This is a genomic window from Oleiagrimonas citrea (assembly GCF_012395255.1).
GTDB lineage: Bacteria > Pseudomonadota > Gammaproteobacteria > Xanthomonadales > Rhodanobacteraceae > Oleiagrimonas > Oleiagrimonas citrea.
Window position 1 is genome coordinate 1 of sequence record NZ_JAAZQD010000006.1, and the last position, 14,587, is coordinate 14,587.

General features: G+C 63.8%; 7 protein-coding genes. All 7 read right to left on the bottom strand.

Translation table 11 applies throughout. The annotated features are described in order from the left end of the window. Nucleotides 1-4,921: RHS repeat protein (locus HF690_RS13570; RefSeq protein WP_168609825.1), on the bottom strand; the 4,921-nt coding region annotated here is incomplete at its 3' end. Between the two features lie 352 nt (nt 4,922-5,273). Then, nucleotides 5,274-6,095 carry a carbohydrate ABC transporter permease gene (locus tag HF690_RS13575; protein ID WP_113065557.1) on the bottom strand — a complete coding sequence of 274 codons (822 nt, stop codon included), beginning with the start codon at nt 6,093-6,095 and terminating at the stop codon, nt 5,274-5,276. After that, complete coding sequence (locus HF690_RS13580; protein ID WP_338042925.1) at nt 6,092-6,973, bottom strand: carbohydrate ABC transporter permease; 882 nt, start codon at nt 6,971-6,973, stop codon at nt 6,092-6,094. The genes HF690_RS13575 and HF690_RS13580 overlap by 4 nt, the downstream gene beginning before the upstream one ends. Further along, nucleotides 6,970-8,277, bottom strand: a complete 1,308-nt coding sequence (locus HF690_RS13585; RefSeq protein WP_168609827.1) for a sugar ABC transporter substrate-binding protein — start codon at nt 8,275-8,277, stop codon at nt 6,970-6,972. The genes HF690_RS13580 and HF690_RS13585 overlap by 4 nt, the downstream gene beginning before the upstream one ends. A gap of 3 nt (nt 8,278-8,280) precedes the next feature. Further along, the gene (locus HF690_RS13590) at nt 8,281-9,777 is read right to left on the bottom strand and encodes a glucoamylase family protein (RefSeq protein ID WP_168609828.1); all 1,497 of its coding nucleotides are present in this window, start codon (nt 9,775-9,777) and stop codon (nt 8,281-8,283) included. A gap of 83 nt (nt 9,778-9,860) precedes the next feature. Next, nucleotides 9,861-11,372 carry a tryptophan halogenase family protein gene (locus HF690_RS13595; protein WP_168609829.1) on the bottom strand — a complete coding sequence of 504 codons (1,512 nt, stop codon included), beginning with the start codon at nt 11,370-11,372 and terminating at the stop codon, nt 9,861-9,863. A gap of 149 nt (nt 11,373-11,521) precedes the next feature. Then, a complete protein-coding gene (locus HF690_RS13600) occupies nt 11,522-14,563 on the bottom strand; it encodes a TonB-dependent receptor (protein WP_168609946.1) in 3,042 nt (1,013 codons plus the stop codon). Between the last annotated feature and the right edge of the window lie 24 nt (nt 14,564-14,587).

The window sequence follows — 14,587 nt, forward strand, 5'->3', positions numbered from 1 at the left end:
TATCGATCTTGACCTCGTAACGGTCCGCATAGTTGACCGCATCCCATTCCGCTTTTTCGTACGTGATCTTCGAGGAGCCCTGCACGACGACTTGCACATTCGGCGGCGCATTGGGCGGATAAACCACCTCCACCGAGGACACGGAACCCCAGGGACCGCACCCGCTGGCATTACAGGCCTGAGCCCGATAGCCATAGGTGGAACGGTTGACCCCTCCGGTCAATGGCGTGCTCATTGCACTGCCGCTGTAGACCGTGCTCCAGCTTCCACCGTCGACCTGCTGCTGCAGGTTGTAGCTGTCCGCCGTGCTGACACTGTTCCAACTGGCGGTGTAGTCGCCCGTGCCGCTGATCGCCGGCACCGTCACCGTCGGCGCCGTGCTCGGCGGATGCAGCACCGTGACCGTATCCGAGGTCTTCCAGCCACGCGTTCCGTAAGTGCTGTTGGCCTCCACGCGGTACACATAGCTGCCGTTGGCCGTCGCCGGACGACTGATCGACGTCTGATCGACGTGGTCGACAATCCGCGTCCAACTTCCCCCGTTGATCTGTTCCTCGACGTCGAACGTGCTCGTCCCGGCCGGCTTCGACCAACTCACCGTGAACGCGCCGGACTGCAATGTACCCGGGACCGTGACGGTGGGTTGCTGAGGACTCACGCCGAGCAGCGACGGATCGCTCCAATCTCCACACTCATCTCCGCACTCGCGCGCCCGGTAATAGTAGCTGCCTCCAGTCCTGCCGCTGAAAGACTTGCTCTGATTCGAGCCGCTATAGACCGTGCTCCAGCTTCCGCTGCCGACTTTTTCCTGCAAGTCGTAGCTCACGCCGGTTTCACCGGTCCAGTTCACGGTGTAATTGCCGTCGTTCGGATTGGCATCGAAGCTGATCGAGGGCGGGTTGAGCAGTGGGTCGCCCGGACTGCGCTGCACCTTGGCCAGCATCTTCTTGCCCAGGTAGACGTAATCCGTGTTCTGCTGAGTCGCCTGGTCGTACTCCCACATCAACTGCCCGGCGCTGCTGTAAGCGTAGTATGTGGCAGTGCCACCATCCGGCGTCTTCTTCACCCGCCGTCCGGACGCGTCGTAGGCATAGGTGTCCTTGCCCACGACTTGCATGAGACGGTTCGCCTTGTCGAATACCAGCGTGTCACCATCACGCGTGGTGGTGTTGCCCTGTGCATCGTAGGCGTAGCTGTGCAGCGTGCCCGAAGCCGTGGTGATGTCGGTCAACAGGTTGTTGGCGTCGTAGTGGTAGGTATTCGTCACGCCACTACGGTCATTGCTCATGCTCCGGATGTTGTTGAGCGCGTCGTAGGTATACGTCTCGATACCCCACATGCTGGCATCACCTGCCTCGGCGCTGGTCAATCGATTGAGCGCGTCATAACCGAACGACTTTGTACGCGTGCCTCCAGATACCAGATCCGTAGTCGCGGTCAGGTTCGCGTTCTTGTCGTACGCCATGTCCTGGCTGTACACCAGCGCACCGCCACTCTTTGCATAGGTCAGATTGCTCAGCAGATGACGGCCGTTCTTCTGCGCCAGGTACTGCGCCCCGTTCCCCAGCGTGAAGCTCTCGACGCTGCCATCCGGCAGGTAGCTCACGCTCGTCGCCTGGGCTCCTGCCTTGCTCGGACGTCCGAGCGCGTCCGGGGCATAGTCGAGGACCTTCCCGTCGGGGTAGGTGATGCGCTTGAGACTGCCATTGGCATCGTGACTGTAGGACAGCGGCCAGCTGTAACCGTCCACACCCAGTGTCTCGCTCTTGAGCACATTCCGGTTGTTGTACGCATAGGTCCACGTGGCGATGCCGCTGACCGCCGTGTGCACGTTGCCCAGGTCATCATAGGTGTAGACCGTGTCCTCGGTGCCCGCCGGATAGTCGATGCTCAGCACCCGGTTCATGGCGTCGTAGCTGCGCACGGTCTTGTCGCCGGCCGCGACCTGCGTGCGGCCACAATCGGTGCCGGTAATGGCCTGTCCCGCCGCACTCCAGGCGATGTTTCCGGCCGCGTCGTAATCGACCACGGTGCTGCCCGATTCGGGCTCGGTGGTGCGGCACAGACGATGGTATGCGTCGTAATAGAGGTACTTGCTGACCGAATTGCCGCCGCCGGACTGGGTGATCTCGGTGGGATCCCCGTACAGATTCCGGGCGATGGTCTGGGTAATGCTCTCCGGAGCCTGGACCTTGGTCACCGCATCGTAGGTCGGCTGGTCGAACACCTGATAGCTGGTCGTGGTGACGTGCCCTTCCGGATCGGTCACCTGCTTGCGTGCGCCGCTCAGGTATGCGGTCGTCGAAGTCAGCGTGCCGTAGGTGGACTCCGCATCCTGAACCACCTGGGTGACACGGCCTAACGCATCGTAGGTGTTATGCGTGCCGCTGACGAAAGCCGAAACACTGGGGCTCCCCGCGGCGGGATACGAAACGAACGTCTTCAGTCCACGCCAATCGTAGGCGATGGCACTGCTTGTATGTGGCGCGCTGGACGCACTGTCGTAGCTCTCGCTCAGCACCGGACGCAATTCGGCGTCGAACCAGGTGACCTGCTGGGCGCTTCCGGTCTGCACCGTGCGCCGCCAATGGTCGGCACCGATGCCTCGTTCGGCGCTGGTGATGTAGCTGTAGGTGAATGTCTTGGGCGCCCAGGCCACACTGCCGCCCGACGGATAATCGATCCGGGTCACACGGCCCACGTCATCGTAGGCATAGCTGGTGGTGTGACCCGCCTGATCCGTGATCGAGCCGATCTGACCAAAGTCGTCCACCGATAAACTCTGTGTGGTGCCATCGGCATAATCGATCTGCTGCGGGATGCCGCGCTTGTAGTCGCTGAGGCTCGTGGTGTTGCCGTCGCCATCGGTGAACGAGGCGAGCTGACCGGCGCTGTTGAAGGTGTAGTCCATCACCTTCTGGCCGAAGCGATAGCGCGACTTCAGCGTGTCGTTGCTGGTGTCGTAGACATTTCTGCTGATCGTTTCTCCCGTACTCAGATCGTCGATCTGCAAGGGCAAACCAAGTACCCACAGATTCGTGTCGTTGTAGTACGAAGTCTGTCGTTCATCCGAGGATTGGCCGGCGATCGAGTTAGAGCGTTTCTCCTTCGTGACCTGCGCATAGGCGTTGTATGCCTCGGCCGTCCAGGTATACGTGTCGCCATTCTGGATAATGTCGCGACGCTGCAGAGGCGTATAGCTGGTGATCTGATCGTAATTGACATCACCCTGCAGCACCCCGCCCACGCTGCTCGGGAACGGAGAGGTGTCCGGAGATGCATACGCGCTGACCTCTGAACGGACCGGCGTCCCGCTCACGCCGCCCGCATAATGATCGGTGCGCAGAAGCTTGCTTTCCGTGGCGCTGGCGAAACTGTTGTCGAACGTACGGCGAACCGTGCTGCCATCAGGCCGCTCGACGTCCGTCCAGGTCGTCGGGCTGCAGCTGCCCGTGCAGCTGTGATTGCTCCAGGTCTGATTTGCAGCTTGATAGGTGTAGTGCCACGTGGCCGAGGGCACACCAGCACCCGACACCGTCCGGCTGGTGATCGTGAAACCGTACCAACCGTAAGGAATGGTGACGTGACTGCCCGGGGTATCGGAAAGCCCGTTCTGCATGTCCAGGCAACTTGCCGCGCCGTTCCACTGCCCGTGGCGCATGGGCTTGACCGTGAACGTGCCGGTCAAGCCCGACGGATGCGTAATGCTTCCCGTGCTGGAAGCCTGTGTTGAGTCGTAGCCCAAGGCTTCGCAACTCGAGGAGTCTCCTTTCGCCATGTACGCCGAATCCAGCGCGGAGAGATCGTATTGCCAATGACTGCCATCAGGCAGAGTGACGCGAGTCAACCCTGTGCCGTACGTGTACGTCCAGACCCTCGGACTCCCAGACGAAGGCTGCGCCGTGACGCTCACGATCCGGTCCGGATTCGAGGAGTCGTACTGCAAGGTCAACTTGCGACCATCGCTCGCCGTGATGTCGGTCAGATGGCCGGCACTGTCATAGTTGTACGTCAGCGTATTGCCGAATCGATCCTCGATCTTCGTGACCAGGAGCACGGCTTCAGATCGATAGATGCCATCCGATGTAGTGGTGGCTTCGGCCCGGGACGAACCCGACGCGAGCGACAGTATCGATTCCAGCGTCTTGCTCGCCCGTTTCCACAGCCTCTTTTCGGGATCCGCAGATACCACCGGATCGGAATACAGCGGCCGCGACATGCCATCGGCATCTTTGTAGACAAGCTCGTTGAACCAGTATTTCGTGCCGTCGGGAGCGATACCCAGAAAACCCTCGCCCGTGGGGTAAGGCAGGTCGTCGGTGTTGACCTGTCCGTCGCCGTTCGTATCCGGGTTCGTACTGGGATTGGCAACGCTGCTCAGGCACTGGAAGCGCCAGTGGTCCTTGGTGACGACCGGATAGGTGGTCTTGCTGCTATAGGTTCCGTTATTGGAAAGCAGATCCTGCGACCCATGACCGGGAATGATGAGGTGATACCCCTTCCACCACGAGCCTGGCTCCCAAGGCATCAACGCCGGGTCGCCACTCTGCATGACCACGATGGGCGGACTGTTGAAGTGAGAACAGCGCTTGGTGAAATCACTGCCATTCGGGGTGCTCACGTCCCAGCCTCGGACAGTCACCACATTGCCCTGAGAGTCGTTTGCAAACCCCCGCTTGATCGAAAGCGTCTGCAATCGCGGAAGCGACAGATCCCAATCGCCGAAGGATCCGTCCTGCCCGCTCGTGTTCAACCCGTAGCGGCCCCGGATGTGGAACTCACGCGCCAGTTGCAGCAGCGGACCGGTACCGCTGAGACTGACGTCGACCTGCCGGAATGACAGCGAGCCGTCATAGAGACCGATGTTCTCGCCGAAAGGGTGCGCGCCGAGAGGATGAATATCCTGGTCGACGCGGATCAACTGTTTGTATTCGTCTTCCGGAGCGGCTGTACCCGTAGCCCCCCACGAAGGCGCCACAACGACGAACAAGAAAAAACTCAACAGGCACGCGCGTGCCCATTTCCGGTCCTTTGTCATCCTGATATCCCCCTGAAACCTACCGCAGCGCATTGCGCAATGATTATCAGGCCACCTTATGAGAACGCCGCTCATACGTCAGCCGGAGAGATACCCCGACTGACGTAGTCCTTCCCTTACAAGGAACGAGGTTCCGGTCTTTGAAACGCCGGCGCTGCCATGACTGCACACGCACGGCTTGTCCACAGTCATCCGGATGTAGCTCATGGGCGAAACCCGCATTGCCGGATGATGTTCAGCCCTTCACGCTGCCCAACAACAGTCCCTGCAGATAATGCCGCTGCATCATCAGGAACAGCGCCAGCACCGGCAACATGGTCACCACCGCGCCGGCCATCATCTGTTCGCTGTCCTGCGCGTGCTCGCGTGACAGTGCGGCCAGGGCGACGGGCAGGGTGTAGTGCTGCTGGCTGGCGAGCACGATCAACGGCCACATGAAGTCATTCCAGCTGGCGAGGAAGGTGAACACCGCCAGCGTCACCACGATGGGTTTGAGCAGCGGCAGCACCACCTGCACGAAGATGCGGCCCTCACCGGCGCCGTCGATGCGCGCGGCTTCCAGCAGCTCATCCGGGATTGAGCGTGCGTACTGGCGCACCAGGAAGATGCCGAAGATGGTCACCAGCATCGGCGCCATCACGCCCAGGTAGGTGTCGACCAGCCCCATCGACTTCAGCAGCAGGAACAGCGGCATCATCGCCACCTGCGCCGGAATCACCAGCCCGCCGATCAGCGCCTGGAACAGCCGCTCGCGACCGGCGAAGCGCAGCTTGGCGAAGGCGTAGCCGGCCATCAGATTGAACACCAGCGAGACCAGCGTCACCGACCCCGCGATCAGCAGGCTGTTGAGGAAGTACTGGCCCATGCCGGCCTGCGCGAACAGGGCGCGGTAGTTCGCCAGGGTCGGATGCGAAGGCAGCAGCGGCGGCGGCAGCGTGCTGGCCGCGCCCGGCTGCATGAACGACACCGACAGCATCCACAGCAGCGGAAACAGCGCCACCAGCGTCATGCCAATCAGCGCGCCGTTGACACAGGCGCTGGCAAGACGGCGGCTCATGCGTGCCCCCGTCGCCGCGCGAACAGCAGCAGGCCGCTGGTGATCGCGAACATCAACACGAACAGCATGAAGGCCACGGCCGAGGCCATGCCCAGGTTCCACCATTTGAAGCCGTCCTCGTACATCAGGTACAGCACGCTGACGGTGCTCTGCAGCGGTCCGCCTTCGGTGATGACATACGGCTCGGTGAACATCTGGAAATAGCCGGACAGCGTGAGAATGCCGACCATCAGCGTGGTCGGTCCGAGCATCGGCAGAGTGACGTGCCAGAACGTGCGCGGCGCCGATGCGCCATCGATGCGCGCCGCCTCGTACAGCTGGGGCGGAATCGCCTGCAGACCGGCCAGGAACAGGATCATGTTGTAGCCGAGGTTCTTCCACACCGCGAACAGAATCAGCGTCGGCATCGCCCAGCGCGGATCGCCCAGCCAGTCGACCGGGTCCAGCCCCAGTCCGGAAAGCAGGCCGTTGACCAGCCCAAAGCGGGTGTTGAACACATAGCGCCACACCACCGCCGCGGCCACCAGCGTGGTCACCACCGGAGCGAACAGCGCGGTGCGAAAGAATCCGCTCCAGCGCGTCAGGCGATGATTGAGCAGCAACGCGGCGCCCAGCGACGCCGCCATCGACAGCGGCACACCGACCAGCACGAAGTACAGCGTGTTGCCCAGCGCCGACCAGAACTCCGGCCGCTGCAGCAACGCCAGATAGTTGCCCAGCCCGATGAAGCGCAGGTTGTGCAGATGGGCCAGCGCATAGGGATCGAAGTCGGTCAGGCTCAGGGCGAAACCACCCAGCACGGGCAGCACGAAGAATGCGCCCAGCACCAGCAGCGCCGGCGCCAGGAATACCCAGGCGGCCATGCGCCGCGGCTTCACGGCGAAGGCTCCCGCTGCGGCGAACGCCCATGCGCCAGCACCCAGCGGCGCTTGGCCAGGATCGCGTCGGCGCGTTCGTCCAGCGTCCGTGCCGCCTGATCCACGCTGAGGCGGCCGTGCGCCATGCGCTCCTCGACCAGCGCCAATTGCGCCGCGATGCGCTCCCACTCGGGCACCTTCGGCACCGGGCGCGCGCGTTCCAACTGCACACGGAAGGCGCGTGCATGCGGGTCGTCGGCCAGCGCCGAATAGTCCCAGGCCGAACGCCGCGGCGGCATGTCGCCGACCAGCTGGTAGAACTTCCGCTGCACGTCCGGGCGCGACAGGTACTCGATCAGCGTCCACGCCGCCTGCTTGTGCTTGGACGCCCGGAAGATCACCAGCGACGCGCCGCCGGCCAGCGACGCACCCGGACCGTCGGGGCCGGGCAGAGGCGCGGTGGCCCAATCGTCCTGCTGGCTGGCCGGCAACCGGTTCTTGAATTCCTCGATGTTCCACGGACCCGAGACGTAGAACGTGAAATAGCCGCGACCGAACTCGGCCCACGGATTGGACACCTCGGCGTTGGTCACCTTCGGCGCCCAGTCCTTGCGGAAAATCTCGTCATAGAACCGCAGGGCGCGCTTGAAGCCCGGCGACTGGAAATTGCCGTAGCGACCGCCGTCGCGCAACATCGACTGCGGCTGCTGCAGACCCAGCGATTCGAGCTGCTCGAATTCGTTCAGCGGCAGCAACACCGCGTAGCGCTTGGGGCCAACCATGGCCTTGACCGCCGCCATCTGCCGCGCCCATTCGCTCCAGCTGCGCGGCGGATGGTCGAAGCCGGCCCGGGCCAGCAGGTCCTTGCGGTAGAACAGCAACCGGGTATCGACATACCAGGGCACGCCGTACAGCGTGCCGTCGATGCGATTGGTGTCCCAGATGCCCGGGAAGTAGTCGCCCGGATCGATGCGCTTCGAACCGCGCACGCGCGCGCCCAGCGGCTGCAGCGCACCCAGCGCGGCCAGCTCGGGCACCCAGGTGTTGCCGAGCTGGCACAGGTCCGGCGTGACGTCGCCGGCGAACGCGGTCAGCAGCTTCTGATGCGCGGCCTTCCACGGCAGAATCTCGACACGCACGTGGATGTCCGGATGCGCGCGCTCGAACGCGGGCATCAGCTTGCGCACGCTCTCGCCCTCGCGTCCCATGGCCCAGAAAGTCACGGTCTGCGTCGACGGCGGCGCGTCGTGACGGCACGCGCACAGCAGCAGGGCGACGGCCAGCAGGGCCGTGCGATGCCAACCGCGCGCGCGCCGGGCTTTCATGGCCTAGGGAGCGGTCCCGGCCTTGTCCAGCCAGCCGCCGCGGAAGCCGGCGCGGAGCAGACCGCGCCGAATGTACGGGTTCTTGCGCATGACGCGCCAGACGAATCCGCTCCGGTAGTTCTCGATCATCAGAAGAATCGGTCCCTGATCGATACCCAGGTAGGCATCATCGACCCATCCCGCGCCCGGGATCAAATCGCCATGCTTGGGCTTGGCGCCCTTGATCGCGAAGCTGGGATTGAACGCGTCGACGAAACCGTACTGACGGTAGATCGCCTTGCCGTAGCGCTTCAGCAGCGTGTCCAGCACGGCCAGCGAACGCTTCGGCGTGAAGGCGATCGAGCCCAGCGCCGCGGTCGGCGCCAGGGTGCCGTCGTCGAAGGTGCTGCCGGACAAGCCCGCGCCACGCGCCGAGTAGCCGCGGAAGTGCACGGTCTCGCCGTTGTGCACCCAGGTGAAGTGACCCGGGCCGTCGCTGGCGGTCAGGCCCCAGACGTTCTTGCCGTAGCCCTTGAAGCCGTGCGGATTGGCGATGGCGTAGGCCTGATGCGCCAGCGCGGCGCGGCGGCTGTTGATGAAGTAGTCGATGCCCTTGCCGCGCATGTAGTCGTCCTGGATGCCGCGGAAGTCGACCCAGGCATGGCTGTACTGATGACCGAACAACGGCGCGAAGGCCAGATAGGTCTGCCCCTGGTAGGTGCCCCAGCTGCGGCTGTAGGTGTCGGTCCAGGCTTTCCATGCGTCCGGCTTCACCGGATGCGTCGGCGAACCCAGCGCCAGGATGTAGATCAGCATGCCTTCGTCGTAGCCGGTCCAGTCGTGCGGAATGAACTTGCCGCCCGGCGTCCAGCCCATGCTGATCAGCGGCGGGCGCGCCTGCGCCCAGGTCCAGTCCACGCGCCGGTAGATGGTGTCGGCCAGCTTGCGGATCTCGCGCTCCTGCGCGGTGTCGCGATCGAAATAGGACTGGCAGAACAGCACGCCGCCGAGCAGCAGCGTGGTGTCGACGGTCGACAGCTCCACCCAGCGCCCGTAGCGCTTACCGGTACGCATGTCGAGGAAGTGATAGAAGAAACCGTGATAGCCGGTGTCGTCATCCTCGGACGCGCCCTGCGGCGCGTTGGCGAAGAACTTCAGCGTGGTCAGCACGCGCTGGATGGCCTGCTCGCGCGTGATGTAGCCGCGCTCGACGCCGATGCCGTAGGCGGTCAGCGCGAACCCGTCGGCCGCGATGCTGGCGAACGGCTGCTCGCGCAGCGGGAAGTGGTCTGGCGCCAGGCCGTTGCCGGGATTGGTGGTCTTCCAGAAGAACTCGAACGTACGGCGCTCGAGATCGTCGAGCTGGGCCTGGGAACTCGCCGCGGCCAGCGCGTGCACGGGCACGGCCTGCGGGGCCTTGCCCGCGGCCGCCGTGGCCGGGAAGGGGATGCCGACGATCAGCACGAACAGGGCAAGCAGCGCCTGCGCCGCGACGGAATGGAGGGGGTGGGCCTTGATCATCAAAAAACGGGGTCCTGAAAGTCGATGGGGATCATGCGGCAGGTCGGCGGACCGTCCGTGTGCTACCCGCCGCCGCGGGGAAACTAGACCTTCACGGCGCAATGCCGGTCGATGAAGGCCTGGTGTGGGGGCATCAGGCCGACGCAGCTGTCGATCACCTTGGCCGCACCGTCCATGAGCTGGCGCAGGTCGGCCTCAGGCAGCTGATCGACCAGCGGGTGGTAGCTGCGCGGCATCAGGCCCTGACCGATCATCACCTGCACCCAGCTGACTTCGGCGAACATCTCTTCGGCGGTGCGGAAGAATCGGCCACTGTCGCGGAACAGCTCGATCTTTTCCCGCAGCGTGTCGGGGATGGACATCGTCCGGCAGTCGTTCCAGAACGCGCTGTCGTCGCGCTCGGTCAGCTTGTAGTGCAAGATCAGGAAATCGCGGATGCGCTCGAACTCGAACTGCGCCTGGGCGTTGTACTCGTCGATCAGCACCGGGCTGAAACCGGCTCTCGGGAACAGGTTCAACAGCCGCGCGATGCCCGACTGGATGAGGAAGATGGAGGTCGATTCCAGCGGCTCCATGAAACCGCTGGAAAGACCCAGCGCGACCACGTTCTTGTTCCAGAACTTGCGCCGCATGCCGGTCACGAAACGCAGCACGCGGGGATCGCCCAGCGGCTTGCCGTCGAGATGCGCCAGCAGGGTGGCCGCCGCCTCGTCATCGCTGAGATGCGGGCTCGCGTACACGTAGCCGTTGCCGATACGGTGCTGCAGCGGAATGCGCCACTGCCAGCCGGCCTTGCGCGCGGTGGCGCGCGTGAACGGCGGCGGATCGCCGGCGCTCTCGCAGCCCACGGCCACGGCACGATCGCAGGGCAGCCAATGCGTGTAGTCGATGTAGCCGGTCTTCAGGGTCTGCTCGATGAGCAGGCCGCGGAAGCCGGAGCAGTCGATGAACAGATCGCCGGCGATCGTCTCGCCGCTTTCCAGCACCACCGATTCGACGAAGCCGCTTTCCGCATGCTGTCGCACTTCGGCAACGCGACCCTCCGTGCGCTGCACGCCGCGTTTTTCAGCGTATCCGCGCAGGAAGCGGGCATAGCTGCCTGCATCGAAGTGGTAAGCATAGGGAATGTCGGCCAGCGGCGAATGCGCCGGCGCATCCTGGGCCGAGGTCATGAACTTGCCGCGCGGCGCCGCAGCAGTGTGGATTGCATACGCACCGAGATCGGCGGCGATGCCCTTCTGGCGCGCCTTGATCCAGTACTGGTGGAACGGCAGCAGCCCGACCTTGTGACCGAGACTGCCGAAACCATGGATATAGGAATCACCGAGGCGTCCCCAATCGTTGAACTGGATGCCGAGCTTGAAGGTGCCCGAGGTGTTGCGCACGAACTCGACGTCACCGACGCCAAGCAGATCGTTGAACAGCTTCAGATGCGGCACCGTGGCTTCGCCGACACCGACCGTGCCGATGGCCTCGGATTCGACCAGGCGTACCGAGACCTGGGATCCCAGCACCTTGGCGAAGGCCGCCGCGGCCATCCAGCCCGCTGTGCCACCGCCGACGATCACGATGTTCTCGATGTGTCGGTCGCTCATGAAAGACGTCGCCACGACGTGTCGATGGGTTCAAAGCATGCCGCACGGGTGCCCCGGAGGACACCCGCCGTCTTGCCTACAGCTTGTCGCCCGCCCGGAAAAGCCGGTGGGATGGGCGGGGAGCCGCATCCCACCGCCGGGGGGATCGATCAGAACCGTGCGCCGATCTCGAACTTCACGGTGCGCGGGTAGTACTGGATGTTTCCTGACGTGTTGTAGACCGCTGCCTCGTTGCCCGGACCGCCCGTCAGGTTGGTCTGGGTGTCGACCAGGTTCTTCCAGTTGAACACGTTGATCAGGTCGAAGCGTGCGTACATCGTCACGCCGTGACCGACATTGAAGTTCTTGGTCGCCTGGAAGTCGACGTCGCGGTAGCCCCAGATCTTGCCGCCGACCAGGAACCGACCTTGGCCCTGCGGCTTGATAGCCACGGTGTGGCAGTAGCTGCCGTTGTCGAACGTGACGCCATTCGGGAACTGTGCGTTCGGGAAGTAACAGGCGTTGGAGTTGAGCGGCGTGGGCGTGGCCAGGGTCAGCTTGGCGCCCAGCACGATGCCCCACGGACCGCTGAACGTACCGGTGGCCACGATGCGATGTTTCGGCGCCGCATTGGAGGTCACGAACGGATAGTCCTGGATCGTGGCGTAGTCGAACGAGTAGTGCTCGGTGACGCTGCGGTTCTGGTGCGCGTTGGTCATCGTGTAGGCGAACGTCGCGCCCCAGCCGGACTGCTTGGTGTACGGCTTCTGCGCCGAGACCAGAATCTCGTTGTTGCGGGTCTCGATGCCGTTCGTGCCCAGGATCAGGCTGCCGAAGCCCGGCACGCCGTCACCCCAGGGCTGACTGTGGTTCTGGAAGAAGTCGCCGTTCGGATAACGATTGCCCAGGATGAACGCGAATCCGTTGTGGTACTGGACGCGGGTGAAGGTGACGTCGGTCTGCCAGTCGCCGATCTTGTTCGACATGCCCAGGCTGGCCTGATCGGAGTAGGGCACCTTCAGATTGTTGTTGAGCAGATCAACCTCGCCGCCGTTACCAGCCTGCACCAGCGCCTGCAGCCCGGCCAGGCTGGCGTAGCTCGGATCCCATGCGTAGCAGGGCGTACCGTTGTTCAGACACTGCCCGTTGTTGGGGTTCTGGAAGTACACGGTGAACTGCGGCAGCGCGGACTTGGTGGTCTCCAGCTGCAGATAGTTGTACAGGTTGCGGTCGTAGGAACGACCCCAGCCGCCATGAAACACGTGCGCCTCGTCACCGAACATGTCGTACGAGAAGCCCAGTCGCGGCTGCCACTCGTTCTTCTTGTTGGAACGCTGATGGCCGTTGCTGATGTAGTCGTTGACGTTGATGCCGCCGCGGGCCAGCGCCTGCGCATAGGTCTCGCCTTCATACGGCGTGCCCACGGCATACGGGTTGGTGCCCTGCAAAGCGGCCACCACGTTGGGCGGCGTCACGAAGCCGGTGTACGACGGATTGTCCTCGTAGTCCCAGCGAATGCCGAGGTTCACCTGCAGCTTGTCGGTGACGTCCCAGTCGTCCTGGATGTACGCGCCGTACTGCTTGTCCTTGGTGGTGACGACCGGAGCCAGGCTGCCCAGGCCGGTGACCGGCTTGGTGAAGAACGCCTTGTAGGGCAGGCTGTCCGTGCCGCTCGAGGTCACGTTGTAGTAGTACTGCGGGTTGATGTCGGAAGCGTCGGCCGCCGTCAGCGTCAGGTCGCGGTAGGTCACGCCCATCTTCACGACGTGGTTGCCGGCCCACTCCAGATCGTTCAGCGTCAGGTCGTCCTTGAACGTCCAGCCCTTCTGACCCTTGTTCTGTGCCGCCAGCGGCGAAGCCGGGCCGGTGTCGATGATCTGCGCGTTGTTGGCGTCGCCATAGGTGTAGATGGCGCCGTTGCCCAGATTCAGCGGCGTCGGCTGGAAGAACGTGCTCTGGTGCGAGACGGTCATCTCGTTGTACCAGGCGTCCGCACTGTGCGCCCACTTCAGGGCATAGCGCTTGTCGTCGTTGATCTGGTTCACGCCCGCCGAGGCGGCGGTGCCATTGCCGATGCCGCTGTTGGTGTGCTCCTTGCGCACGCGCGCGGTCAGCTCGAAGCGATCGCGGTCGGTCGGCTCCCAGTCGATCTTGCCGAAGTACAGGTTCTCCTGGAACGGGTTGTTGGCCGGGCCGAACTGCGCCTGCACGTCAGCCGGCAGGTACTGCACCGCGGTCGCGGTCGTGTCGGGCGGCGTGACGGCGGTCGGCGAATTGAAGCGCTTGCCTTCATAAGTGAAGAAGAAGTGCATCTTGTCCTTGATGATCGGACCGCCGACAGCCACGCCGTATTCCTTCTCCTGCGACGTCGTCTTCTTGTTCTTCGCGTTCTCGGCCGGCGTGCGCGCGCGGAACTTGTCGCTGGTGTAGCGGCTGAAGACCTCACCATGGAACTCGTTGGTGCCGGACTTGGTCACCGAGGTCACGGCGGCGCTGGTCACCTGGTCGTACTCCGCCTTGTAGTTGGAGGTGATGACCTTGTACTCGCCGATGGCCAGCTGCGGGAACGGGTTGCCCTGGCTGGCGTTCTGGCCGGCGATGCCGCCGCCCATCACGTAGCTCTTCTGGCTGATGCCGTCGATGTAGACGTTGACGCCGTTGGGGCTCTGCGCACCGCCCTGCAGGGAGGTATTCTTCGACGTGCCGGCGACGGAGAACTGCATGCCCGGCACGATGTCCGCGAATTCGAGGAAGTTACGCGAGGCCTGCGGCAGACTCTGGATCTGCTGCTGGGTGATGGTCGTGCCGACTTCGGACGTCTTCACTTCCGGCAGGTTGATCGCACTGACCTGCACCGCGCCCAGCTCGGTGGCGTTGGCCGTGCTCGGCGTCTTGGACGCGCCGTTCTTGGGGAAATTCAACGAGGTCGTGGAGGCCACCGACAAGGTCAGCGTGCGTCCCGTGCCGGGACCGGCGTCGATCTGGTACGTGCCCGGCGGCAGGCCCACCAGCGCGTAGTGCCCGTCCGCATTGACCTGGGTACGACGCGTAGTGCCGGTGGCGACGTTGAACGCCGTCACGGTCGCGTTCGGCGGACCGTCGCCGCGCACAGTGGCATTGACGCTTTGCGCCCAGACCGCAGTCGGCGCAGCGACCGACGCCGCCACGGAGGCGGCGATCAGGCTCGCGATCATCCGGCGCTTCAGGCGCATGGTCGCCGCTTGGGAACGGCCTTG